The sequence below is a fragment of the Streptomyces aureus genome (assembly GCF_000725495.1).
GTDB lineage: Bacteria > Actinomycetota > Actinomycetes > Streptomycetales > Streptomycetaceae > Streptomyces > Streptomyces aureus_B.
This window is the reverse complement of sequence record NZ_JNZD01000003.1, coordinates 151,056-175,930: the sequence shown is the minus strand read 5'-3', so window position 1 is coordinate 175,930 and position 24,875 is coordinate 151,056. Positions and strand designations below refer to the sequence as shown.

20 protein-coding genes and 1 pseudogene are annotated in these 24,875 nt (G+C 73.6%); 13 read left to right on the top strand and 8 right to left on the bottom strand.

Features of this window, described 5'->3' with window-relative positions; all coding sequences use genetic code 11:
- Positions 1-90 precede the first annotated feature (90 nt).
- From IO36_RS05190 to IO36_RS05180, 3 genes are read right to left on the bottom strand one after another with little or no spacing between them, the layout of a single operon-like run.
- Positions 91-546, bottom strand: coding sequence for a hypothetical protein (locus IO36_RS05190; RefSeq protein WP_037616571.1), 456 nt, complete (start codon positions 544-546; stop codon positions 91-93).
- Between the two features lie 58 nt (positions 547-604).
- Positions 605-1,330 carry an ABC transporter permease subunit gene (locus IO36_RS05185; protein ID WP_037616570.1) on the bottom strand — a complete coding sequence of 242 codons (726 nt, stop codon included), beginning with the start codon at positions 1,328-1,330 and terminating at the stop codon, positions 605-607.
- Between the two features lie 2 nt (positions 1,331-1,332).
- Positions 1,333-2,259 (bottom strand): ABC transporter ATP-binding protein, encoded by a 927-nt coding sequence (locus tag IO36_RS05180; protein ID WP_037616568.1) that lies wholly within the window; start codon positions 2,257-2,259, stop codon positions 1,333-1,335.
- 108 nt (positions 2,260-2,367) lie between these two features.
- Between IO36_RS05180 and IO36_RS05175 the strand changes: the two genes are divergently transcribed.
- From IO36_RS05175 to IO36_RS05165, 3 genes are all read left to right on the top strand, one after another.
- Positions 2,368-3,531, top strand: coding sequence for a sensor histidine kinase (locus IO36_RS05175; RefSeq protein ID WP_037616566.1), 1,164 nt, complete (start codon positions 2,368-2,370; stop codon positions 3,529-3,531).
- 14 nt (positions 3,532-3,545) lie between these two features.
- The gene (locus IO36_RS05170) at positions 3,546-4,208 is read left to right on the top strand and encodes a response regulator transcription factor (protein ID WP_037616564.1); all 663 of its coding nucleotides are present in this window, start codon (positions 3,546-3,548) and stop codon (positions 4,206-4,208) included.
- A 97-nt stretch (positions 4,209-4,305) separates the two neighbouring features.
- On the top strand, positions 4,306-5,466 hold the full coding sequence (locus IO36_RS05165; protein ID WP_037616562.1) for an ROK family transcriptional regulator: 1,161 nt from the start codon (positions 4,306-4,308) through the stop codon (positions 5,464-5,466).
- 429 nt (positions 5,467-5,895) lie between these two features.
- Here the strand turns inward: IO36_RS05165 and IO36_RS05160 are convergent, their stop codons facing one another.
- Positions 5,896-6,657, bottom strand: a complete 762-nt coding sequence (locus IO36_RS05160) for a GntR family transcriptional regulator (RefSeq protein ID WP_037616558.1) — start codon at positions 6,655-6,657, stop codon at positions 5,896-5,898.
- Between the two features lie 362 nt (positions 6,658-7,019).
- On the opposite strand from IO36_RS05160, the gene IO36_RS05155 reads away from it, so the two are divergent.
- Positions 7,020-7,673, top strand: a complete 654-nt coding sequence (locus IO36_RS05155) for an NADPH-dependent F420 reductase (protein ID WP_037616557.1) — start codon at positions 7,020-7,022, stop codon at positions 7,671-7,673.
- Positions 7,674-7,855: 182 nt separating this feature from the next.
- The gene (locus tag IO36_RS05150; protein ID WP_037616555.1) at positions 7,856-8,686 is read left to right on the top strand and encodes an alpha/beta fold hydrolase; all 831 of its coding nucleotides are present in this window, start codon (positions 7,856-7,858) and stop codon (positions 8,684-8,686) included.
- Here IO36_RS05150 and IO36_RS49115 read toward each other — a convergent pair.
- Positions 8,660-9,796 (bottom strand): annotated as a pseudogene (locus IO36_RS49115) (DMT family transporter); the annotation flags it as partial. The gene IO36_RS05150 and the pseudogene IO36_RS49115 overlap by 27 nt on opposite strands.
- 47 nt (positions 9,797-9,843) lie before the next feature.
- Between IO36_RS49115 and IO36_RS05140 the strand changes: the two are divergent.
- From IO36_RS05140 to IO36_RS05120, 5 genes are all read left to right on the top strand, one after another.
- Entirely contained in the window at positions 9,844-11,430 is a 1,587-nt protein-coding gene (locus IO36_RS05140; RefSeq protein WP_078943002.1) for a MocR-like pyridoxine biosynthesis transcription factor PdxR, read from the top strand.
- Positions 11,431-11,634: 204 nt separating this feature from the next.
- Positions 11,635-13,230, top strand: coding sequence for an alkaline phosphatase D family protein (locus IO36_RS05135; protein WP_037616551.1), 1,596 nt, complete (start codon positions 11,635-11,637; stop codon positions 13,228-13,230).
- A gap of 162 nt (positions 13,231-13,392) precedes the next feature.
- Positions 13,393-14,856: an SWIM zinc finger family protein gene (locus IO36_RS05130; RefSeq protein ID WP_107065641.1), complete on the top strand. Its 1,464-nt coding sequence runs from the start codon at positions 13,393-13,395 to the stop codon at positions 14,854-14,856.
- Complete coding sequence (locus tag IO36_RS05125; protein ID WP_037616549.1) at positions 14,853-17,504, top strand: DUF7824 domain-containing protein; 2,652 nt, start codon at positions 14,853-14,855, stop codon at positions 17,502-17,504. Before IO36_RS05130 ends, IO36_RS05125 begins: the two co-directional genes overlap by 4 nt.
- A 177-nt stretch (positions 17,505-17,681) precedes the next feature.
- A complete protein-coding gene (locus IO36_RS05120; RefSeq protein WP_245173128.1) occupies positions 17,682-19,136 on the top strand; it encodes a GNAT family N-acetyltransferase in 1,455 nt (484 codons plus the stop codon).
- 143 nt (positions 19,137-19,279) lie between these two features.
- Here IO36_RS05120 and IO36_RS05115 read toward each other — a convergent pair whose 3' ends face one another.
- Positions 19,280-20,491 carry a trans-sulfuration enzyme family protein gene (locus tag IO36_RS05115; protein WP_425535508.1) on the bottom strand — a complete coding sequence of 404 codons (1,212 nt, stop codon included), beginning with the start codon at positions 20,489-20,491 and terminating at the stop codon, positions 19,280-19,282.
- A 60-nt stretch (positions 20,492-20,551) separates the two neighbouring features.
- Between IO36_RS05115 and IO36_RS05110 the strand changes: the two genes are divergently transcribed.
- Positions 20,552-21,058: an Lrp/AsnC family transcriptional regulator gene (locus IO36_RS05110; RefSeq protein ID WP_037616546.1), complete on the top strand. Its 507-nt coding sequence runs from the start codon at positions 20,552-20,554 to the stop codon at positions 21,056-21,058.
- A gap of 62 nt (positions 21,059-21,120) precedes the next feature.
- Positions 21,121-22,812 carry a DUF885 domain-containing protein gene (locus IO36_RS05105; RefSeq protein WP_037616544.1) on the top strand — a complete coding sequence of 564 codons (1,692 nt, stop codon included), beginning with the start codon at positions 21,121-21,123 and terminating at the stop codon, positions 22,810-22,812.
- Between the two features lie 139 nt (positions 22,813-22,951).
- Here IO36_RS05105 and IO36_RS05100 read toward each other — a convergent pair whose 3' ends face one another.
- The gene (locus IO36_RS05100; protein ID WP_037616542.1) at positions 22,952-23,467 is read right to left on the bottom strand and encodes an immunity 21 family protein; all 516 of its coding nucleotides are present in this window, start codon (positions 23,465-23,467) and stop codon (positions 22,952-22,954) included.
- Between the two features lie 118 nt (positions 23,468-23,585).
- Positions 23,586-24,113 carry a rhodanese-like domain-containing protein gene (locus tag IO36_RS05095; protein ID WP_051900005.1) on the bottom strand — a complete coding sequence of 176 codons (528 nt, stop codon included), beginning with the start codon at positions 24,111-24,113 and terminating at the stop codon, positions 23,586-23,588.
- Between the two features lie 187 nt (positions 24,114-24,300).
- Between IO36_RS05095 and IO36_RS05090 the strand changes: the two genes are divergently transcribed.
- Positions 24,301-24,747: an Lrp/AsnC family transcriptional regulator gene (locus IO36_RS05090; protein ID WP_037616541.1), complete on the top strand. Its 447-nt coding sequence runs from the start codon at positions 24,301-24,303 to the stop codon at positions 24,745-24,747.
- The last annotated feature ends 128 nt before the right edge of the window (positions 24,748-24,875 follow it).

Sequence of the window (24,875 nt, the reverse complement as noted above, 5' to 3'; positions counted from 1 at the left end):
CCGGCCTCGCCGGAGTCCGGATCACTGCGGATCCATGCCCGTGATCACGGCGGATCCGGGCCCGCGATCAGGAAGGATCCACGCCAGTGATCAGGGCGGATCGATGTCCGTGATCACCACCAGCAGCCTCGGCTCCGCGTCCCGTCCGGTTCCGGAGACACCGAGGGCGATCCACCGGCCGACCTCCTCGGCCTTCCACACGTCCACGTTCCTCATGTGCGCGCTCAGCAGGGCCCAGGGCTCGGGTATGCGCTCGTCGCCCTGCTGCGCGCGCAGGAACATGCCGTCGAGGCTGATCCACTGCGACTCCCCCCGTCGGTCGCTCAGCCGTTGCGCCAGCGCCTCGCGTTCCGCCTCGTACTGCTCGGCCACCTCCCGTTCGCGCTCCGGGCCCGGGAGAGAGCCGGCGCTCAGCTCCCACGCGACTGCGTGGAACCCCGGTCCCCCGAACCCGCCGTACGACCCGGCGACCGACCGGCTGTGCGCCGTGGGGAACTCCTCGGCGCACAGCCGGTCGATCGTGGCGAGCTGTTCCGCGATGGTCATGACGTCCAGTAAAGCCCTCGCCACTGACAATTGGTGAGGCGTCAGGAGGCCGGTCCGCTCACGCGTCCCTGCGCCGGACGCACCACGCGCCCGCGCCCAGGGCCGCGGCGGCCCACAGAGCGGTCACGGCGAGCCCGCTCCAGGGGCCCAGAGACCCTTGCTGCGTGACGTGCAGGACCGTCTGGCCGGCCTTGTCCGGCAGGAAGTCCGCCACCGTCCCGGACGCGTTCCCGATGACGAAGGACACGATCAGCAGGAACGGGATCAGGATGCTCAAGGTGGCGACCCCGCTGCGCAGCACGGCTGCCAGACCCGCCGCGAACAGGGCCATCAGCGCCAGATAGACCGCGCACCCGGCCACGCCCCGAAGTTCCTGCTGCCAGGTCAGGGCGTCCGCCCGGGATCCGAGCACGGACGTCCCCACGACCAGGCTGACCACGCCCGTGACGAGGCCGACGCCCAGGGCCGGTACGCCGACCGCCAGGGTCTTGGCCAGGAACCAGCGCCCTCGGTCGGGCACCGCCGCCAGCGAGACGCGCAGCGCGCCGCCCTGGTACTCGGCCGAGACCGCCTGGGCTCCGAAGGTGATGGCCGCGATCTGGCCGAAGGTGACGCCGAAGAAGGCCGAGAAGAGCGGGTCGAAGTCCGGGTCGGCCGAGTCGTCGAGCCCGGCGAGCGCCGAGAAGGCGGCCGTGGCCGCGAGGACGCCCAGCAGGCCCCACAGGAGCGAGCGCAGGGTCCGGATCTTGATCAGTTCCGCGCGGAGTGCGGGTGCGAAGGACATGGTCAGGCCTCCTGGGGCTGGGCGGGGGCGGCGAACTCGGTCTCGGCTGCGGTCAGGTCCAGATATGCCTGTTCCAACGTGCCTTCCTCCGAGGCGAGTTCGAGGACGGTGAGGCCGGCCGCCGCGGTCAGACGGCCGATGTCCTCCGGTCGTGCGTCGAACGCGGTCCAGCGGCCCTCCTCGCCCTCGACGGCCTCGATGCCGTGCTGCGCGAGCAGGCCTCCCAGCGCGCGGCTGTCCGTGCCGCGCACCCGGACCCGCGGCTGCACGCGGGCGTCGATGAACTCGCGCATCGGCAGGTCGGCCAGGAGCCGCCCGCGGCCGAGGACGACGAGCTGGTCGGCGAAGGAGGCGGTCTCGTTCATGAGGTGGCTGGAGACGAGGACGGTGCGCCCCTCCCGCGCCAGCCGGCGCAGCAGCTCCCGGATCCAGATGATCCCCTCGGGGTCCAGCCCGTTCGACGGTTCGTCCAGGAGCACCACGGGCGGGTCGCCGAGGAGGGCGGCCGCGATGCCCAGACGCTGACGCATGCCCAGGGAGTACGTCCTGACCCGGCGGCGGGCCACCGCGGCGAGGCCGGTCTCCTCCAGCACCTCGTCGACCCGGCGTTCGGGGATGCGGCCGGCCGCTGCGAGTGCCCTCAGGTGGTTCCTGGCGGTCCGCGAGCCGTGCGCGGCGCCCGCGTCGAGGAGGGCGCCCACCGTCCGGAGCGGTTCATCGAGGTCGGCGTAGGCGCGGCCGCCGATGGTGGCGGTGCCGGAGGTGGGCCGGTCCAGGCCCAGGACGAGCCGCATGGTGGTGGACTTCCCGGCGCCGTTGGGGCCGAGGAATCCGGTGACGCGGCCCGGGAGGACGCTGAAGGACAGGTGGTCCACCGCGCGCCGGGTGCCGTACTCCTTGGTCAGGTCTTGGACGTCGATGCTGGTCATGGGCACAGCCTGGCCGCCGGGCACCGGTGTCCACCTCCCCCGCGGGTGGAGATCGTCTCCCCCGCCCGGGGGAGGTCCGCTGTCGGTGCCCGCTGGGAGGATGGCGCAATGGCCCGATTCCTGCGCCCGCTGCTGTGGGGGACGACGTACACCCGCCTGCTGCACCTGTGGGTGCCGATGCTGTTCATCAGCGTGTGGCTCTACATCGACTCCTCGAGGCCGTGGGTGCCCGCGATCCTGCTGATTCCGTTCGGGCTGATCCCGGCCGTGCGGCGGGGCGAGGGGGTGCAGGCGCGGTTCATGCTGGCGCCGGGCGCCCGGGACGGCGAGGACGCGGGCTTCTCGGTCGCTCCTTCGGCGGGATGGCGGGACCGGTGGCGGACCCTGCTCTGGCTGGAGGCGCGCCTGCTGCTGGGCGTGACGGCCTCCATGACCACCGTGTGGCTCCCCATGATCACCGTCGACCTCTCCAGGGCGGCCCTGGGCTACGAGACGTCCGGCGACCCTGTGGTGCGGCTCCTGGAACCGCACTGGAGCTGCGCCCTGCTGATCCCGCTGCCCCTGATCGCCCTGTACGGCGCGGTGGTCGGGATCGGCGAGCTCATCACGGCGGTCGCCCGGCGGCTCCTCGGCCCCTCCCCCACCGAGCGGCTGGCCGCCCTGGAGGAGCGCACCGAGCAGCTCCTGGAGCGCAACCGCATCGCCCGGGAGCTGCACGACTCCATCGGCCACGCGCTGACCGTCGCGGTGGTGCAGGCCGGAGCCGCGCGGGCGGCCGGCGACCCCGAGTTCACCGGACGGGCCCTGGCCGCCATCGAGGAGACGGGACGGGCCGCCCTGGAGGACCTGGAACGCGTCCTGGGGGTGCTGCGCGAGGCGGAGCGCCCGGTGAGCGGGCGCCCCACGCTGGCCGACGCCGACCGGTTGCTGGAGTCGGCGCGCGTATCGGGCGCCAAGGTGGACGCCGAGGTGTCGGGCCCGGTGGAGACGGTGGCCGGTCCGGTGTCCAGGGAGGGGTACCGCATCCTCCAGGAGGCGCTCACCAATGTGCTCCGGCACGCGGGGAGCGTCCCGGTGCGGGTCCGGGTCGAGGTCCGGGACGGCACCCTCTCCCTGGAGGTGCGCAATCCGCTGCCGGACGGCAGATCGGGGTCCGGGCGGGGCAGTGGTCTGCGGGGCATACGGGAGCGGGCCGCGCTGCTCGGCGGCAGCGCCCGTACGGGCCCGGACCGCGGTGACTGGCAGGTGCATGCGGAGTTGCCGCTGCACTGATCTACGCTGGCCGGATGCCGGTCACCGTTCTGCTCGTCGACGACGAACCCCTCGTCCGCGCGGGGTTGCGCGCCGTTCTGGAGGCGCAGCCCGACATCGAGGTCGTCGGTGAGGCCGCCGACGGCGCCGCCGTGATCCCGCTCGTGCGGCAGCTGCGTCCGGACGTGGTCGCCATGGACGTCCGCATGCCCCTCATGGACGGTATCGAGGCCACCCGCGCGCTCCTGCGGACCGTCGCCGAGCCGCCCAAGATCCTCGTGGTGACCACCTTCGAGAACGACGAGTACGTCTACGAGGCACTGCGCGCGGGGGCCGACGGCTTCCTGCTGAAGCGGGCGCGGCCGGCCGAGATCGTGCACGCGGTCCGGCTGGTGGCCGAGGGCGAGTCGCTGCTGTTCCCCGCCTCCGTACGGCAGTTGGCTGCCGACTACGGGGACGGCGGGGGCAGTCCGGCGGCGCGGGCGGCGATGGAGCGGGCCGCGCTGACGGAGCGCGAGGCGGAGGTGCTGCGGCTGATGGCCCGCGGGATGTCCAACGCCGAGATCGCCGCGCGGCTGGTCGTCGGCACCGAGACGGTCAAGTCGCACGTCAGCTCCGTACTGGCGAAGCTGGGAGCCCGGGACCGCACGCAGGCGGTCATCGCGGCGTACGAATCGGGGTTCGTGGCTCCGGGCTGAAGGGGCCCGAGGACGGTAAAGGGTCCCCGGCCCTCGCCGGGGTCCCCGGCTGCGAGTACGATCCGGCCAACACGCGTACGAGCTGGGAGGACGGACGTTGGGGCGGTTGACCGGCGGGGATCCCTCTCTGCTGCGACGGATCAATTCCGCGGTGGTCCTGCACGCCCTGCGTGCCACGGACTGCGCGACCCTCACCGAGATCACCCGGGTGACCGGCCTGTCACGGCCGACGGTCGAAGGGGTCGTCGAGGGGCTGATCGAGAACGGGCTCGTCGTCGAGAAGGCGGCCGAGGAGGGCGCCACACGGCGTCAGGGGCGTCCGGCACGCCGGTACCGGTTCCGGGCCGAGGCGGGGCACCTGCTGGGCCTGGAGATCGGCCCGCACCGTGTCGCGGCGCTGCTCGCGGACCTGGACGGGCGCGTGATGGGCGCGATGGCCAAGGACGTGGAGGAGACCGCTTCGGCCGACGAGCGGCTGGAACGGCTGCGGATGGCGGTCGCCGAGCTGCTGCGCAGGGCGGGCGTGGCCCGCAGTTCGCTGCGCGCGGTGGGCGTGGGCAGCCCGGGCATCGTGGAGGCGGACGGCACCGTACGCCTGGGGACGGCACTGCCGGAGTGGACCGGCCTGCCGCTGGGCGAACGGCTGAGCCGTTCCTTCAAGTGTCCGGTGCTCGTCGAGAACGACGCCAACGCGGCGGCGGTCGCGGAGCACTGGAAGGGCGCGGCGACCGAGTCGGACGACGTCGTGTTCGTCCTGGCGGGGCTGAGCCCGGGCGCCGGCGCGCTGATCGGCGGGCGGCTGCACCGGGGCTTCGGCGGAGCGGCCGGCGAGATCGGCGCGCTGCATCTGCTGGGCCGTGACGTCACCCCGGAGACGCTGCTGTCGACGACGGACGAGCCGCTGCACCCGCTCGACGAGCAGGCGGTCGCGAAGGTGTTCGCGCTGGCCAAGGACGGCGACCTGCGGGCGCGCGCGGCGATGGACCGCTTCATCCAGCGGCTCGTGCACGACGTGGCCGCGCTGGTGCTCGCCCTCGACCCGGAACTGGTCGTCATCGGCGGCTGGGCCGCGGGGCTGGACGGCGTACTGGAGCCGCTGCGAAGGGAGTTGGCGCGCTACTGCCTGCGGCCGCCCAAGGTGGCCCTGTCACTTCTGGGCGAGGCGGCCGTCGCGACGGGCGCGCTGCGGCTGGCCCTCGACCATGTGGAGGAAGAACTGTTCGCGGTGGAGGGCACGGTGACGGCGCGCCGCGGCTGAGGTCCGGGGCGGCCGGCGCGCCGCGGCTCACGTCGGGGCGAGGTGCCGCGCCGCGGCTGACACCGGAGCCAGGCGCTGCGCCCGGGCTGACACCGGGGCGAGGCGCCGCACCGGGGCTGACACCAGGGCGAGGTGCCGCACCGTGGCTGACACCGGAGCCAGGCGCCGCACCGTGGCTGACACCGGGACCAGGCGCCGCACCGTGGCTGACACCGGGACCAGGCGCCGCACCGAGGCTGACACCGGGGCCAGGCGGCGACTCCTCACCGGCGCCCGGCCCGACGCAGGGCCAGGGCCATCTCCACAACTGTCGCCGTGGCCCCATCCCGCCGAACACGAAACCCGTCGCGCCCCGAGGTGTCTTCAGGGGTGCGACGGGTGTGGTTTCGCCCCGTGCCCGGACGGAGCGCTGCGTCCGGGCCGGTCGGCTCAGGAGGCGCGACGCTCCGGGTCGTGGTGGATCTCCACGCCGCCCGAGTCACCGAACGTGAGCCGGCAGGTGTCGGCGCGGTAGGTGGCCACGGACACCGCCACGGTGCGGCCCTCGCTGAAGAAGCGGGTCGTGACGACGAGGACGGGCGCCCCGGGAAGTCGGTCGAGCTCCTTGGCGTCGTCCGCGCGGGCCGAGCCCAGCTCGACGGCCCGGTCCTGGCCCTCCAGGTCCAGGCGCTGGAGCTCCCGCAGGACCGCACGCGCGCGTGCCGCACCCGAGGGCGCGTCGATCGCCGACAGGTCCGGCACCGAGGACTCCGGGATGTACAGGAGCTCGGCGGCGACGGGCTGACCGTGTGTCACCAGCGACCGGCGAACGGTGTGCACCGCCTCGCCGTCGGCGGTCTCCAGGATGCCGGCCACCGACGCGGGCGGCGCGCTCACCGCGCAGTCCGCCGCGTGCCAGGTGTCGCCCGCCGCCCCCGGCCACACGTGCTGTTCGGTTCCGACGGCCACGCCCACGCGCGGGGGCGCGACCGTGGTGCCCACACCGCGCCGGCGCTGGAGACGGCCTTCCAGTTCGAGCTGTTCGAGCGCCTGGCGCAGGGTCGCCCGGGCGACCCCGAAACGGGCCGCGAGGTCACGTTCGTTGGGCAGGATCTCGCCCACGGTGAACTCGGAGTCCAGCGCCTCGCTGAGCACGGTCCTCAGGTGCCAGTACTTCGGTTCCGGCACCGATTCCAACTGCGTGGTCCCCACCCTGTCCTCCGCAATCGCCGTGGCCCGGCGGCGTTTTAACGCCCTTGTTTATTAAAGGTTCCTGCACTAACCCTGCGACCATAGGGCCGCCCCCACCCTTGGTCAAGACCAATCCTCGAACCCTTACGGATTGCACAGGGACCCCGCCGCGGAGCGTTCACGGGCTGTTCTCGCCGGGCGACACGGGCGACACGACGCCGAAAGCCCCCGTACAAATACGAGGGTTTTCGACCGGCCACCCCACCGTCCCGCCCGACACATTCCCCGGGTGTCCAGGTGAAACGGCCGCTCCGGAGCGCGCCCCGGAGCACAATGACCGCGGGCCGTCGGCGCCGGCGGTCCCGACAACGGGAGGAACGACGATGCGATACGGGGTTCTGGGCACGGGCGACGTCGGGCGCACCCTGGCCGGCAAGCTGGTCGGTCTGGGGCACGAGGTCTGTCTGGGTTCGCGCACGAAGGACAACGCGGCGGCCGTCGCGTGGGCGGAGGGTGCGGGTCCCACGGCACAGCACGGCACCTTCGAGGACGCCGCGGCGTTCGGCGAGGTGGTGCTGAACGCGGTGGGCGGGCGGATCGCGCTCACGGTGCTGCGGTCGGCCGGGGAGGAGAACCTGGACGGCAAGGTGCTGTTGGACGTCTCCAACCCCCTGGCGTTCGAGGACGGCGAGCTGCGGCTGTCTCCCGTCGAGTCGGACAGCGTGGGCGAGCAGATCCAGCGGGAGTTCCCGCGGGCCAAGGTGGTGAAGAGTCTCAACACCGTCAACTGCGAGGTGATGGTCGACCCTTCGAGGGTGCCGGGCGAGCACCAGATCTTCGTCTCCGGTGACGACGAGGGCGCCAAGGAGCAGGTGACCGCGCTGCTGGGCGAGTTCGGCTGGCCCTCGGACCGCGTGTTCGACCTGGGGGGCATCCGCACGGCGCGGGCCACGGAGATGTACCTGCCGCTGTGGGTGAACCTCATGCAGGGCCTCGGGCACGCGGACTTCAACGTGGAGGTGCGCAGGGCGCGTTAGCCCCGGAGCCGGACCGGGGCTCCGCGCACGGCCTCTCCTTGGGGCGAGGGAGGAACGGTCGGTGGCGGCCGTGCGGTACCTGCCGTGCGGTTTGCCGGAACTCGGGGCTACCCGTCGGTAGCACTTGCTGACAAGCTGTCTACAAGATGGTTCGTCACGGCGCTCAGACGAGGAGCAGTCCCATGTCCGACACGGTCACCGTCAACTTCCCCTCACCGCGCGGCCCCAAGGCGGTCACCGTGTCCTACGCGCGCGTGGGACACGGTGAACCGCTGCTCCTGCTGCACGGGATCGGGCACCACCGGCAGGCCTGGGACCCGGTCATCCCCATCCTGGCGGCCGAACGCGACGTGATCGCCGTCGACCTCCCCGGTTTCGGCGCCTCCCCCGCGCTGCCCGACGGGCTCACCCACGACCTGTCGACGGTGGTACCCCTGCTCGGGGCACTGTGCGATGAGCTGGGCATCGAGCGGCCGCACGTCGCCGGCAACTCGCTCGGCGGGCTGCTGGCCCTGGAACTGGGCCGCGAGAAGCTCGTACGGTCCGTGACCGCGCTCTCGCCCGCCGGCTTCTGGTCGCCGGTGGAGCGCCGTTACGCCTTCGGCCTGCTGATCGCCATGCGCCAGACGGCCCGGCGCATGCCGCTCCCCGTCATCGAGCGGCTCTCCCGCTCGGTGGCCGGGCGCACGGTGCTGACCAGCACCATCTACGCCCGGCCCGGCCGCCGCTCACCCGAGGCCGTCGTCGCCGAGACGCTGGCCCTGGCCCACGCCGAGGGCTTCTCCGAGACCCTCAGGGCCGGTACGTCCGTCCAGTTCACGGACGACATCCCGACGCTGCCCGTCACCGTGGCCTGGGGCTCCCGCGACCGCCTGCTGATCCGCCGCCAGGGTGTCCGGGCCAAGCAGATCATTCCGCGGGCGCGCCTGGTGCGGCTGCCCGGCTGCGGCCACGTCCCGATGAACGACGACCCGGCGCTCGTCGCACGCGTCATCCTCGACGGCAGCCGCTGAGCCGTCCCGGACGGTGACGCGGGGTCCGTCCGGGGCGGGCGTCGTGGTGCGGGCCGTCTTGGCGGCGACCGGACGGACTTGGGCCACGGCGGCCGGACAGTCCCCGGCCCGGGTCGGTCGACGGTCCTCGGACACGGTCGGCGGACGGACATCAGCCGCGTTCGGCCGACCGCCCTGCGCCGCGTTCGGCCGACCGTCCTCCGCCGCGGTGCGTGGGCCTCGTCCCAGGACGTGGTTCAACGCCCCTGATCCGAGGGCGACTCCGGCACCCACGAGGGCGCTTCCGGCCGCCTGCGCGATCCCGTAGGCGCCCGTTCCCACGAGCGGTGCGGTGCAGGCGGCGGAGACCGGGATCAGGCCGGAAAACAGCGTGGCGCGCTCCGCGCCGATGCGCTGCACCCCCATGTACCAGCAGACGAAGCCGATCACCGTGACGACCGCCGCCTGCCACAGCAGCGCGGTCGCCTCGGTGGCGTCCGGCGTCCGCAGCCACGTCCCGCGGCCGCCGGCCGTGCCGATCAGTCCGACCAGCGCCGACTCGGCCGCGGCGACACCGCACACGGCGGCCGACAGCAGCCGGGGCCCGAGCGGGCGCAGCACCGGCACCGCCAGCACGGCGAAGCCCGCCTCCCCCGCCAGCGCGCCCAGGGACCAGGCGATCCCCGCCGCATCCGTGCGGCCCCATCCCTGGACGCTGAGGGCGCCGAGGGCGACGAGCGCCGCCCCGTACAGGACCCGGCGTCGGGGCCGCCGGCCCTCCTGGAGCGGCACGAGCACCGCCACGACGACCGGCGCGCAGCCCACGAAGACACCGGGAACGGCGGGTTCGGCGGTGCGCTCGGCGGCGAGCACCGCGAGGTTGAAGCCGACCATGCCGACGGCCGCGAGCAGCGCGAGGCGCCCCCACTGGCGGACCGTGAGCCGCCGCAACGGGGCGGCACCGCCCCGGCCGAGGAGGGGCAGCAGAAGGCCGCAGGCCAGGCCGTAGCGCAGGAACTGGCCGCCCGCGTACGGGTAGTGGCCCATCACGCTGTTGGCGGTGAAGGAGGCTCCGACGAGGACGCAGGCGAGGGCGGCGAGCAGCGCGCCCCGGGTGGTGGTGACGTTCATGACTCCGACGCTAGGAACGGATGTGGTCCGGTTTAAGGTCCACTTCCATGACGTCATCGGGGACCAATCGGGCGGTGCCGGGGGTCGGTCGCGAGAGGTCGGGGGTGGTACCGGGGGCCGAAGGTGAGGAACCGGGGGCGGCTCCAGAAGCCGCTCGCGAGGGGCCGGGGGCCGATCATGAGGAGCCGGAGGCCGCGGCGGCCGGACCGGCACCCGCGTCGGCCGCCTGGGAGCTGCTGCTGCCGGCCGTCGCCGCACCGCCACGCGCGCGGGGGCGGACCCTTCAGACCGGGCTGCGCGAGGCCGTCCGCTCCGGACGGCTCGCTCCGGGCACCCGGATGCCGTCCAGCCGTGCGCTCGCCGCCGACCTCGGCGTGTCACGGGGGCTGATCACGGAGGCGTACGAACAGCTGACGGCGGAGGGCTACTTGCGCAGTGGCCGCGGTGCCGGCACCTGGGTCGGCGGAGCGGCCCGAGCGGTCGGACCACGCGCGCGTGACCGTGCGCCGCGGCCCGCCGGGGTGCGGGCCGACTTCGTTCCGGGAACCCCCGACCTGTCGCTGTTCCCGCGCTCCGCGTGGGCCGCGGCGCACCGGGCGGTACTGGCCGAACTGCCCAACCGCGCACTGGGCTACCCGGATCCGCGCGGTCTGCCCGGGCTGCGGACCGCGCTCGCCGGACTGCTCGCGCGCCGCCGGGGCGTGGTCGCGGACCCGGAGCGGATCGTCGTCGTCTCCGGGGTCGCCCAGGCGATGACGCTGCTCGGGCTCGTGCTCCACGCGCGCGGGGCCCCCGCCGTGGGCGTGGAGGACCCGGGCAGCCCGGAGCACGGCGCGCTGTTCGCCTCGGCCGGCGTCCGCACCGTACCGCTGCCGCTCGACGCCGAGGGTCTTGCAGTCGGGCCGCTCACGGCATCGGGTGTACGGGCGGTGGTGACGACGCCCGCCCACCAGTTCCCCACGGGGCTGGCGTACTCGGCCCGGCGCCGGGCCCAACTCCTCGACTGGGCGCGGTCCGTGGACGGGATGGTGATCGAGGACGACTACGACGGCGACTTCCGCTACGACCGTGCCCCCGTGGGCGCCCTCCAGGGTCTCGACCCCGAGCGCGTCGCGTACACGGGCTCGGTCAGCAAGTCGCTCGCCCCGGGACTCCGGCTCGGCTGGCTCCTCGTCCCGGGGTCCCACGTCGAGGAGGTGGTCGAGCGCAAACGCACCATGGATCTCGGCAACCCGGTCCTCGACCAGGCGCTCCTGGCCCGTTTCGTGGAGCGCGGCGACTACGACCGTCAGCTGCGCCGCTGCCGGAACGCCTACCGGGAGCGGCGTGACGTCCTGGTCGCGGCGCTCGAGGAACATTTTCCGGGCGCCGAGGTGTCCGGGATCGCGGCCGGGCTGCACGTCGTCGCCGCGCTGCCCGGCCGGTACGGGCCCCAGGACCGCTTCCTGGCCCGGGCCGCCGCGGCCGGGGTCGCGGTCCGGCCCTCGGCGCACTACGGAACGACGGCCGGGGACGGCGTACGGCTGGTGCTGGGGTACGCCCATCTGCCGCCCGCGCGGATACGGGACGGGGTGCGGCTGCTGGCGGACGCCGCTGGGAGCCCGGGTCCCGCTGAAGAGGCCCTCGCGCTCTGAGGCGCCTGCGCCCCGGGACGGTCCGACCCGCGACGAAGACCGGCCGGGCGCCGAGGCCGCCGTGCCCGGTCGACGGTGCCGATTCCGCGACTCCCGGGGCCGGTTGTCCACCCGGGTTGTTCACCCGGGGTTTCCGCGCGCGCTGCGGCGCACCAGTAGGTGTGGCTCTGCACACTGGCCGAATCCGTCTCCGGAGGCGTATCCATGGCGCACCGTCCGCCCAACTCGTTCCCCGACCGACGCAGCCTGCTGCGCGGCTCCCTGGCCGCGTCGGCGGCACTGGCCCTGCCCACCACCCTCGGCGCGGCACCGGCCTTCGCCCTGTCCGGCCGGCCGAGGGCGGGCTGGGGCGTCCAGACCGGGGACGTGACCGCCGACTCCGGTCTGGTGTGGGTCCGTTCCGACCGGCCCGCACGGATGATCGTCGAGACGTCGGCGACCGCCTCCTTCCGTGCCCCGCGCAGATGGCACGGTCCGCTGCTGGGCGCGGACACGGACTTCACCGGGACGACCCGGCTGCGCGGGCTGCCGTCCGGCGAGCAGATCCACTACCGCGTCCTGCTCGCCGACCCCGACGACCCCCGGCGCACCGGCGAGCCGGTGAACGGCACGTTCCGGACCGTTCCCAAGGGACGGCGGGGCGGTGTGCGGTTCCTGTGGTCGGGCGACCTGGCCGGGCAGGGCTGGGGCATCAACCCGGACATCGGCGGCTACCGCATCTACGACGCGATGGCCCGCCTCGACCCGGACTTCTTCCTGTGCAGCGGCGACAACATCTACGCGGACGGCCCGATCTCCGCGACGGCCGCGCTCCCCGACGGCGGCACCTGGCGGAACGTCACCACCGAGGAGAAGTCCAAGGTCGCCGAGTCGCTGGCGGAGTTCCGCGGGAACTTCCGCTACAACCTGCTGGACGAGAACCTCAGGAGGTTCAACGCCCAGGTGCCCTCGGTGATCCAGTGGGACGACCACGAGGTGCGCAACAACTGGTACCCCGGCGAGGTGATCGCCACCACGGACACGCGCTACACGGAGAAGAGCGTCGACGTCCTCGCGGCCCGGGCCCGGCGCGCGTTCGGCGAGTACTTCCCGGTGTCGACACTGCGGCCCGGCGACAAGGGCGGACGGGTGCACCGGGTCCTGCGGCACGGTCCGCTCCTGGATCTGTTCGTCCTCGACATGCGCACGTACCGCAACGCCAACTCGCCGGACGACCAGACCACGGATCCGCAGGGGATCCTCGGCGCGGAGCAGTTGGAGTGGCTGAAGCGTGAGCTGTCACGCTCGCGGGCGGTGTGGAAGGTGATCGCCGCGGACATGCCGCTCGGGCTCGTCGTGCCCGACACGACCGAGGGCCGGCCGAACTTCGAGGCCGTGGCGCAGGGCGACCCCGGTCGGCCGCTGGGACGTGAGCTGCAACTGGCCGAGCTGCTGCGGTTCGTCAAGCACCGCCGGATCACGGGCACCGTGTGGCTCACCGCCGATGTGCACCACACCTCGGCGCAGCACTACCAGCCGTCGCGGGCGGCCTTCACGGACTTCGAGCCGTTCTGGGAGTTCGTCTCGGGTCCGCTGAACGCCGGGGCCTTCCCGGCGAGCGCGCTGGACGGCACCTTCGGTCCGGAGCGGGTGTTCGTGAAGGCCCCGGTCGCCTCGAACGTCTCGCCCGCCGGGGGCTACCAGTTCTTCGGCGAGGTCGACATCGACGGGGACAGCGGCGAATTGACGGTGCGGCTCCGCGAGCAGGACGGGACCGTGCTCTTCACCCAGGTACTCCAGCCCGGGCGCGTGGGCCAGTAGGGGCGTCCGGCCGAGGGCGTCGGACCACCGCGCCCTCGGCCCGCCGAGCAGCGTCCGGGACCCGGTCCCGGGCGCGGTTCGGCGGGCCTCGGAGCGGGCCGTCGGAGAGCAAGTTCGCGCAGGTCAGCGGCCGTTGTCAGTGGTCGACTCTACGGTTTTTCCATGACGCGATCGTTGCAGGCCGTGGCCTACACCCGACCCTCCGCGCTGGAGTCCGCCCCCGGCGGCCGGCGGCTGGGCCTCGAGACCTCACGGGGCTCGACGCCCAGGGGGACCGAGGACCATCCGCGGTTCTTCGCGGGCTTCCTGACCTCGCCTCAGGCGGCGGCCGCGGGGCTGCTGGCGGTGGCGGACGTGGCGGCCGCGCGCTACTACCAGCCGCAGCTGCGGGCGTCCCTGGACCCGGTGGTCACGGGCAACGGCGACCGTCTGCGGTTCGAGTCCTTCTCCGGCTGCGGCGGGGTGTACGCGCGTCTGGACGTCCTGTCCCGGGGTCTCGACGGTGACGAGATCGGACACGGGACGACGAACGTCGACGTCAACAACCCGCTGCGCGAGGCTCTTTCCCGCATCGGGACGGACGATCCGCTGCACCTCCGGGTCGGCCCCGACGAGATGGCCGTGACCACGCTGGACGGACCGGTGGTGGAGAAGAAGGTGCCGCTGCCCGACCGCTGGCTGCGGGGATTCGCCGAAGCCCAGGTGACGGCGGCGGGTTTCGACCTGCGGGCCGAGCCGTCCGCGGCCGAGGCCGTGCGTTTCCTGCGCTCGCTGCCGCGCGGTTCGGGGCGCGGCGGTTCGGGCGGTGCCCAGTGGGTGGTGCCCGCGGGCCGGGGACTGCGGCCGACGACCCGGCCCGTTCCGGGAGCCGTGTGTCTGCCGGGACCCGACCGGCTGGTCGCGCTCCAGCGGGTGCTCCGTCACGCGACGGCCCTGCGTGTGTACGGCCCGCCGGTCACCGCGGGCACCACCGCCAAGGCCTGCGCCTGGGAAGCCGTCCTGCCCGGAATGCGGCTGACGCTCACCCTGTCGCCGGACGCCTCCCGGGGCTTCTCCGGGGAGGGCGGGGTCCTGGACGCCCTCGCCACGGACGAGGCCGCCGAGGACGCCGAGCTGATCGCGGTGCTGCTGGCCTGGGAGCCGCGTGTCGACATCGGCGACCTGGCCGCGGCCTCGGGCCTGTCGGCCGAGCGGGTGCGGGCCGCCCTGGTCCGACTGGGCACATCGGGACGCGTGGGGTACGACACCGCGGAGGCCGCCTACTTCCACCGCGAACTGCCCTACGACGCGGGGCGGGCCGAGCGGCACAACCCGCGTCTGCGGTCGGCTCTGGCCCTGGTGGCGGCGGGCGCGGTCGCGCTGGACGGAGCCATCGGCACGGTCACGGCGGACGACGGGCATGTGCACCGGGTCCGCGACGACGGGGGAACGCTGAGCTGTTCCTGCCTGTGGTGGGCCACCTACCGGGGAGGCCGGGGGCCGTGCAAGCACGCGCTCGCGGTACGGATGGCACGGCGCGGCGCGGGGGCCGGGCAGGGCGACGGTCCTGATCCGGCCTCGCGTCCGCCCACGCGCGGGCACGAGGACGGTCCGGACGTCCGGGTCGACGGGAGCGAGGGGCGATGAGCGGGGAAGCACTGCTGGAGGCGGTACGGGCGGGGCGGACGGTCGAGGCCGCCGGTCTCCTGGACGGGATGACCGACGGTGAACGCCGCTCCTGTCTGCCCGCGTTGAACGAACTGCGCAAGGGTCTGCGGTCGTCGCAGTGGACCTGGGCGTCCAGGGGCACCGCCGCCGCGCTGCACGCGGCGGGAGCGGCGTGCCACACGGGCGCCGCCGGCGCGGCTACCTGGATCGCCGGGGCCGACATGCGGTGGTCCCAGGCCTCCCCCGGTGTCCTGCTCCATGTGCTGGGCGACCGCGAGACCGACTGGCTGGCCGATCTGACGCACCGCCTGGCCGCCCGGCCGGTGACCTCGCGGATCCCGTTCGAGCTGTTGTCGGGGCTCGTGGGGCTGTCCGGCTGCGAGGTGCCGACGACCGACGCCTATGTGCGGGGGTGGTTCGAGCACATCGGCGCATCGTGGCGCGGCGGGCGCTCCGTGGTGCAGCGGCTGCGCCGGGACCCGCACCTTCCCGTGATGGTCGCCGCGCTGTTCGAGTCGCCCGAGGCCATGGGGCAGCTGACCTGGATGTTCGACCAGGGCCCTGGCAACTGGTACGACGCTCTCGCCGAGCTGACCGCCGAGGGCGTCCTGGACCGGAAGGTCCTGCTGGACCTGTGCGTCGCGCGGCTGCTGCGCGGTGGCGCCCCGGCCGAGCAGCGGGTCTTCCTGCGGCTGCTGACGTCGCTGGCGCCGACCCGTGAGGAGGAGCGGGAACGCTCCGCCGACTGGACGGCGATGGCCTGCCAGGCGATACCGGCCGTCGCCTGGCACGCGCAGGCGGTGCTCGCGGCTCTCGTGCTGGACGGCGAGCTGACCACCGGGGAGCTGGCCGAGATGTCCTCGGGGGTCCTCTTCCGCACCGAGAAGAAGCTGGTGCGCACCCAGCTCGTGCTGCTGGGGAAGGTCCTCAAGCGGGATCCGTCCACGGCGTCCGTCCTGCTGCCCGTGGTCGCGGAGGCCTTCGGGCACGAGGACACGGACGTGCAGGAGCGCGCGCTCAAGCTGGTGGAGCGCCATGTCGCCGCGCTGCCCGTCCAGGACGGCGGCCGGGCGCGCGTCGGCGAGCTCTGCGCCGACCTGAGCCCGGGGCTGCGGTCCCGGGCGCTGCGCCTCCTCGGCATCGAGGATCCCGGCACCGGCGGGACGGTCCATGACGAGGTGCTGCCGCCCGTTCCGGAGCGGACCCGGCCGGCGGCCGCGCCGGAGTCGGTGGCCGAACTGGCCGAGGAGGTCGGCGCGTTGCTGGCCTCCGGGGGCGGGGTCGCCACGTTCGAGCGTGCCCTGGACGGCCTGGTCCGCCACGCCCACGGGGACCGGGAGAAACTGCTGGAGGCCCTCGGACCCGTGGTCGCGCGGTGCTGGTGGAAGGACCGCGATCCGGGCTACCCGGTGGTGGACCGGGTCTTCCGTGAGTCCGCAGGAGGTCTCGAGATCGTCCTGGCGTCGCTGTTCGAGCAGGTCAGCATGCACACGCTTCATGCGGCGGTGCAGAAGGGATCGACGACCGGGACCTGCCACCACAGCGCGCTCTCCCACGCCGTCGACGCCCGTCTCTGGGAGGCGGCCTTCCGGCTCCGCACCGACCCGATGCCGTTCCTGCTGGCCACACCGAGCTGGGACACCGGGCTGCTGGAGCCCGACGACCTGGTGGCGCGCCTCGCCGAGTACCGACGCCTCGACGCCCGGCCGGGACAGGCCGACTTCGCGCAGGCGCTGCTGCGCGTGCGGCGCGACGATCCCGCGGCCGCCGCGGCGTCCGCGGCGAGGGCCCGTGCGATCGGCAGCCCCGAGGGCTCCCGGCTGGCCCAGTGGTTCACGGCCGAGGAGCCGCTCCTCCCCACGGGTCGGCGGCGGACCTCGGGAGCCCGGATCCTGCTGGAACTGGGCGAACTCGAGGAGATACAGGGCCTGTTCCCCAAGGAGTTCAGGCTCCTGGGGCGCCCCCTGACGGTGTTCAAGGACCACCAGTACTGCCGGCACTGGAACTTCGGCGAGCAGCGGCACTGGCCGGCCGTCGTACCCGGACGACGGGAACTGGTGGCGGCGCGGCTGCTGAGCGACCTTTCCACGGCCGCCGTGGAGGACACCCGTATGAACGCGGCGCTGCTGCCGCTGCTCGCCGAGGCCGACGGCCCGGCGGGCGAGGCGCTGCACCTGTGCCTGGCGTACGGGCTCGGGGCCCGGCGGTCCGAGGACCGGCTCGCCGCCGTGGACGCGCTGCTGGTCCTCGCCGCCCGGGGACAGCTCGACGCCGGACGGCTCGGCGCGGACCTCGCGGAGCTGGTACGCAGGGACGCGCTGAAGAAGTCCCGGCTGGCCGAGTCGCTCCGCACGGCGGCGGCCACGGGCGCGTACGCCACCGCCTGGTCGGTGCTGTGCGGCCTGCTTCCGGACCTGCTGGCCGGTCTCGCCGCCGACGGGGCGGGCGCCAATGCGGCGCACGGGCTCGGTGACCTGCTGGCCGTCGCCGCCGACTGCGCCGAACGGTCCGGGGCCCGGGGTGATCTCGCGCATCTCGCGGAGACCGCCGAGCGGCGCGGCTCGTCCAGGATGGTGACCCAGGCCCGGCGGCTGCGGACCGCCCTCACGCGGGAGGCCGCCGCCTGACCGCAACGGGCTCCCGGCCGGCGGCTCTGACCAGGTGGGCAGTTGAGCCCTCGGAGGCGAGGCAAAAGACCCGTAAAAAGAACTGCAAATAGGACAGAATGACACTTAACCGATCAGTCACAAAGCGTTCGTGATCACGCAACACCATTCCTTCACAGTGACTGTATGACTCAAGACATGTCTGATGTGACGCGTGCGAAGCAGGGACGGCCCGTTCACCACTGGCGACGGGACCTCGTCGAACTCGCCGCGCTGTTCACGGCCGTGGCGGTCGCGGACGGTGTGGCGAACCTGATCGGGCACGGGCCCGACGGTCCCGCGCTGCTGGCGATCTCGGCGGTGCTCCTGGTCGCCACCGCCGGATTCCACACATGGTGGGCACGGCGCCACGGTCACGCGCCGCCGCCGGGCGATACCGGCGCCCGGCCGCCCTCCGAGGGGCGAGCGGGCGGACTCCGCGGAGCGGACGGGCTTCCCGGTCAGGACGCGGCGGGCTCCGCGCCGCTGGCCGGGGTGGAGGCGACCGTGCTGCTGCGCATGCGTACGACGGTGAAGGACGCGCCGGGTTCTCTCGCCGCGCTCTGCACCGCGCTCGCCCGGCTCCGGGTCGACATCCTGAGCCTCCAGACGCACCCGCTGGCGGACGGAACGGTCGACGAGTTCCTGCTGCGCGCACCCGCGGAGCTGGCCACGGCCGAGATCACCCGCGAGGTGGCGCGGGCGGGCGGCTCCGCGACCTGGATCGAGCGGGCCGACGCCCACGACCTGGTGGACGCGCCGACCCGGGTACTCGGCCTGGCCACCCGCACCGCCCTGGACGCCTCCGAACTGCCGCTCGCGCTCCGTCAGTTGCTCGGCCGGTGCACGATCCGTTCGCTGCCCGCCACCTCCCCCGTCTCCGGCCGGGCGACGGAGGGGGCTCCCGTGGAGGGGGCGCTGGAGGACACGGTGATGCGGCTGCGCGCCCCTGAGGGCGGAGTGATCACGGTGGAGCGGCCGTATCTGCCGTTCACCCCGACCGAGTTCGCCCGGGCCAGGGCACTGGTCGAACTCGACGCCCGACTCGGTCCCCGCGTTCCGCGCGGCCAGGACATGCTGACGCTGCCCGAGGGCAACCCGATCACCGTGCAGCGGGCCGACGTCTCCGACCTCCAGGCCGCCAAGGCGATGCACGAGCGCTGCTCGCCGCGCACGCTGAGCATGCGGTACCACGGCCCGGTCGGAGACGCGGACCGGTACCTCAACCACCTGCTCAGCCCGAGTTTCGGGCGCACCCTCGCCGTCCGGACGGCCTCGGGCAGGATCGTCGGGCTCGGCCATCTCCTGTGGGACGGCGACGAGACGGAGGTCGCGCTGCTCGTCGAGGACGAGTGGCAGCGGCGCGGTATCGGCATGGAACTGCTCGGACGGCTGGTGGCGATGGCCGTCGAGGCCGACTGCGCGAGCGTGTACGCCGTCACGCAGGCGTCGAACACGGGCATGGTCGCGGCCATGCGCGGCCTCGGCCTCCCGCTCGACTACCAGATCGAGGAGGGCACCCTGGTCATCACGGCCCGTCTGGACACGACGCCGGCCGCCCCGCAGCTGCCCTACGCCCACGGTCACGCCCAGCACGGCACGGCACGGGGATGACACCCCGGGACTAGCCCGGGAACCGGCCGAACACCTGGGCCCGGCGGTCACCGCACGCGCCGCGGACACGGCTGACGCAAAGGACACAAAGGGCGCGTCCCCGGCACCACCCGGTGCCGGGGACGCGCCCTCCCCCCGTCCTGTCACCGCCCGCCGGGGCCGCCGAGGGCCGCGTCGAGGTCGGTCCACAGGTCGTCCACGTCCTCCAGGCCGACCGACAGACGCAGCAGCTTGTCGCTGACGCCCGCGCCGTGGCGGTCCTCCGTGGGAACGATGCGGTGGCTTATGGAGGCCGGGTGCTGGATGAGGCTGTCGACGCTGCCGAGGCTCACGGCGGGGGTGACCAGCCGGACTCCGGCGATCACCTCGTGCGGGTCGCCGTGCACCTCGAACGCGATCATGGCCCCGCCGATGCGCGGGTAGTGGACCCGCGAGACGCGCGGGTCGGCGGCGAGCCGGCGGGCCAGTTCCGCGGCGTTCGCGGAGGCGGCCCGGACCCGGACGGGCAGGGTGGACAGGCCGCGCAGCAGCAGATAGCCGGCCAGCGGGTGCAGGACGCCTCCCGTCGCGAACCGCACCTGGCGCAGCTTGCGGGCGAAGTCCTCGTCGCAGGCGACGACGCCCGCCATGACGTCCCCGTGCCCGCCGAGATACTTGGTGGCGCTGTGCAGGACGAGCCGCGCGCCGCTCTCGGCGGGGCGCTGCAGGACCGGGGTGGCGAAGGTGTTGTCGGCGAGGAGCGGGACGGACCCGCAGGCGTGCGCCACGGCACGGAGGTCGAGTTCGGCGAGCGTCGGGTTGGCCGGGGACTCCACCATCACGAGCCCGGTGTCGGGACGCAGCGCGTCGGCGATGCCGGCCGGGTCGACCCAGGTGACCTCGGAGCCGAGCAGTCCGGCGGTCAGCAGGTGGTCGCTGCAGCCGTACAGCGGGCGCACGGCGACGACATGGCGCAGGCCCATCGCGTTGCGGACGAGGAGGACGGCGCTCAGGGCGGCCATGCCGCTCGCGAAGGCGACCGCGCTCTCGGTGCCCTCGAGACGGGCGAGAGCGGTCTCGAAGCGGGCGACGGTCGGATTGCCCAGGCGGGCGTAGACCGGCGGGCCCTCGGGCTCGGCGCCCTCGGCCGCGAAGGCGTCGATCCGGGCGGCCTCGCCGCGGCTGTCGTACGAGGGGTAGGTGGTGGACAGGTCGATCGGGGCCGCGTGCAGCCCCAGAGCGGCCAGATCCTCCCGGCCGGCGTGCACGGCCTCCGTGGCCAGCGCCCGGGCCGGAGCCGCGACGGCCCGGCCGTTCCCGCTCAGGTCGTCCTGCGCGCCGAGCGCGCCCTGCGTGTCGTACACAACGGAGTCCATGCGGCGAAGCCTGAACACCGGGCGGGCCCCCGGCGCAGAATCCCGTGTTACGTTCGCGCCATGGCCGATTCTGTCGTACTCGATCCGGTGGATCTTCATCTGCTGCGACTGTTGCAGAACGACGCACGGACGACCTACCGCGATCTGGCGGCACAGGTCGGCGTCGCGCCGTCGACCTGCCTCGACCGGGTGACCCGGCTGCGGCGGGCGGGAGTGATTCTCGGCCATCAGCTGCGGCTTGACCCGGCGAAGCTCGGCCGGGGCCTCGAGGCGCTGCTGTCCGTGCAGGTGCGACCGCACCGGCGCGAACTCGTGGGTCCGTTCGTCGACCGGATCCGACTGCTGCCGGAGTCGCGGACCGTCTTCCATCTGACCGGACCCGACGACTACCTCGTGCATGTCGCGGTCGCGGACATGGCGGACCTGCAGCGGCTGGTGCTCGACGAGTTCACCTCGCAGCGCGAGGTGGCCCGGGTCGAGACGCGGCTGATATTCCAGCAGTGGGACTGCGGCCCGCTGCTGCCTCCCGCCGTTCCGGGCCCGTCGTCCCCGGCCAAATCCGGCTGATGCGGTGAGAAGCCCGGTTGCCCGGGCTGACGCGGCGCCCGTGCCCGTATGAGGATGTGCGCATGTCAGAGACGAAGAACCCGCTGCCCCGAGAGGTCGCCGACACCTATGTCGACGAGCTCGTCGCCCTCGACCCGGTTCTCGGTACGTACCTCGGTGTGAAGGAGAGTCACGGCAGGCTGCCCGACAATTCGCCCGCGGGCCAGGAGGCCGTCGCCGAACTGGCGCGGGTGACCCTCGCGCGGCTGGACGAGGCGGAGCTGCGGCCGGGCGCCGACCGTGACATCGAGCGCCGCTGCGCCCGGCTGCTGCGGGAGCGGCTCACCGCCACGCTCGCGGTGCACGAGGCCGGCGAGGGCCTGCGGGCGGTCGGCAACCTGCACACGCCGGTGCACTCCGTGCGAGAGGTCTTCACCCTGACGCCCACGGAGACCGACGAGGACTGGGCCACGGTCGCGCGGCGGCTGCGGTCGGTGCCGGACGCGTTCGCCGGCTACCGGGAGTCCCTCGCGCTCGGACTGGACCGCAAGCTGTTCGCCGGACCGCGCCCGACCGCGACCTTCGTCGAACAGCTCACGGAATGGTCGGACACGGACGGAGAGGGTCTCGGCTGGTTCGAGGTCTTCGTCTCGGCGGGGCCCGACTCCCTGCGCGAGGAGCTGGACGCGGCGGCCCGGGTCGCCACGGAGGCGGTCGTCGGCCTGCGGGACTGGATGCGGGACGTGTACGCGCCCACGATCGAGGGCTCGCCGGACACCGTGGGCCACGAGCGGTACGCGCGGCTGGCCCGCTACTTCAACGGCACGGATCTCGATCTTGACGAGGCCTACGCGTACGGCTGGGCCGAGTACCACCGGCTCCTCGCCGAGATGAGGACCGAGGCCGAGAAGATCCTGCCCGGCGCGGCGACCCCCTGGGTGGCCCTCGCGCACCTCGACGAGCACGGCCGGCACATCGAGGGCGTGGACGAGGTCCGGCAGTGGCTCCAGGGGCTGATGGACGAGGCGATCGCGGCCCTGGACGGCACCCACTTCGAACTGGCCGAGCCCGTGCGGAGGGTGGAGTCCCGCATCGCCCCGCCCGGCGGCGCGGCGGCCCCCTACTACACCGCCCCGTCGCAGGACTTCTCCCGTCCCGGGCGCACCTGGCTGCCCACGATGGGGCAGACCCGCTTCCCCGTCTACGACCTCGTCTCGACCTGGTACCACGAGGGCGTGCCCGGCCATCACCTCCAGCTGGCGCAGTGGGCGTACGTCGTCGACGACCTGTCCCGCTACCAGGCGACGGTGGGCATGGTCAGCGCCAACTGCGAGGGCTGGGCCCTGTACGCGGAGCGGCTGATGGACGAACTCGGCTTCCTCACGGACCCGGAGCAGCGGCTCGGCTATCTCGACGCGCAGATGATGCGGGCCGCCCGGGTCATCGTCGACATCGGCATGCACCTGGAGCTGGAGATCCCGGCCGACTCTCCGTTCCGTCCGGGCGAGCGGTGGACGCCGGAGCTGGCGCAGGAGTTCTTCGGCGCGCACAGCAGCCGGCCGGCCGACTTCGTGGAGAGCGAGCTGACCCGGTATCTCACGATGCCCGGCCAGGCCATCGGCTACAAGCTCGGCGAGCGCGCCTGGCTGCTGGGCCGCGCGAACGCGCAGAAGCGCCGGGGTGACGCCTTCGACGCCAAGGCCTGGCACATGGCCGCGCTGTCGCAGGGGTCCCTGGGGCTGGACGACCTGGTGGACGAGCTCTCCCGGCTCTGACGACCCTGACGGCGCTCACGACTCCGACAGCGCCCGGCGCGCGGTGGCCGGCTCCCGGCCGCCGCGCGCATCACCGGCACCCGTCGACGTCGGGAGCGCTCCGGCCCGGTCGGGGCCCTGACGTCAGCGGATCAGAACGTCACACCGGGAGCCGACGTAGTTGCACGAGCCCCACCCAGGTCTCGGGTCCCGGTTCGACGCGGGCCGCGCGGACCCCGTACCGGCCCGGCTCCAGCCGCACCCTGAGGTGATCCGTGCTCGCGGACGCGTTGCCCGGCCAGGTGGCGTCGAAGAGGACGACGGGTCCCGGCACCTTCCACTCCACCTCCGGCTCCCAAGCGGCGCGGGCCAGCGCCGCCGGGACGACGGCGAGCAGTTCGTCCTCGGACTCGGCGGCGCACCAGCGGACGAAGACGCCGTGCTCGGGGAGGTAGGTGGTGGAGGCGGGGTCGTCGCCGAGGACCAGGGCCCTGGTGTCGCCCACGGGCAGGAGTCCGATGAACCCGTCGACGTCACAGGCCCGGTCGTAGTCGCAGGACAGGTCGTCGCCGTCGGCCCCCGACCAGAACGGGAGCACCGTCTCCGGAACCGCTATGAGCGGCCCGCCGCCCGACTCCACCCACCGCACCGCACCCGGGTCCGCGTAACTTGGCATGCGCAGAAGCTACACGGCGCCCGACCGCCCTCGGACGGCAGGCAGCCGCCGGTGTCCGGATCCGGACACCGGCGGCAACTCGGCTGCGGAAAAGGCCCGTTCAGCCTCGGCCCCGAGGTCAGCAGCCGCAGTCCTCCGCGTCCACGGGTGCCGTCAGCGGGTCCGCGGCGCGGCCCTCGCGCCCCTCCCAGGTCTCGAACTCGAAGCCCTCGCGGGCCCAGTACTCGAAGCCGCCGAGCATCTCCTTGACCTGGAAACCGAGTTCGGCGAGGGCGAGGGCGGCGCGGGTCCCTCCGTTGCATCCGGGTCCCCAGCAATAGGTGACGACCGGAACGGACTTGTCCAGAAGCCGCTCGGCCTGCTCGGGGATGAGGGCGGTGGGCAGGTGGACCGCGCCCGGGATGTGTCCCTGGTCCCAGGACGCGGTGGAACGGGAGTCGAGGACGACGAACCCGGGGTCGCCGCCGGCCGCGAGGGCGGCGGCCACGTCGGACACGTCCGCGTGGAACGCGAGGCTCGCGCCGAAGTAGGCGGCGGCCGCGGCCGGGGAGGCCGGCGGGACCCGCAGGACGGGGTTCGCCGCCGGGGTCGTCGACGGGGAACCGGTCACCGTGCCGTTCGTGATGCCCTCGGCAGTCGCAGTCATGGCCTGGCCTTTCCTTGCTCTGTCGCCCCGCCGGACGGATGCCGCCCTTGCCATCCCGGCACTTCCTGCGCACCGTGTTCCGCGGGACTTCCCGGGAAGAAATCTACGGGCGACGGCCCGGCTCCTGAAGTGACGATCCACGGCTGTGCGGTTGATCGGCCGGGGATTCCCCTGGTATGCATCGGGGATGACCGCGTATTCCCCGGACGCCACCGACTGGCGCATCCTCGACGTCCTCCAGCGCGAGGGCCGGTCCAGTTTCGCCGAGCTGGCCCGGGCCGTCTCCATGTCACCGAGCGCGGTCACCGAGCGGGTGCGGCGCCTGGAGGAGGCGGGTGTGATCCAGGGGTACGCGGCCGTCGTCGACCCCGAGCGTCTGGGCCTGCCGATCATGGCGTTCGTCCGGCTCAGGTACCCGAACGGCAACTACAAGCCGTTCCACGACCTCGTCGAGGTCACGCCCGAGATCCTGGAGGCGCATCACGTCACGGGCGACGACTGCTTCGTCATCAAGGTCGCGGCACGGTCGATGGCCCACCTGGAGACGGTGTCGGGCAAGATCGGCACACTCGGCTCCGTGACGACGAGCGTCGTCTACTCCTCGCCCCTGCCCCGTCGGCCACTGGGGCAGTGAGCCGCTGAGCCGCTGCGGAGCCAGCCCGAAGGGGGCGAGGCACCGGGGCGCGGCGCCCTGGTGCGGACCCGGCGTGCGCAGCCCGGGCACGGAACCGGGGCGCGTGAAGAGGCCGCCCGCAGCCGAGT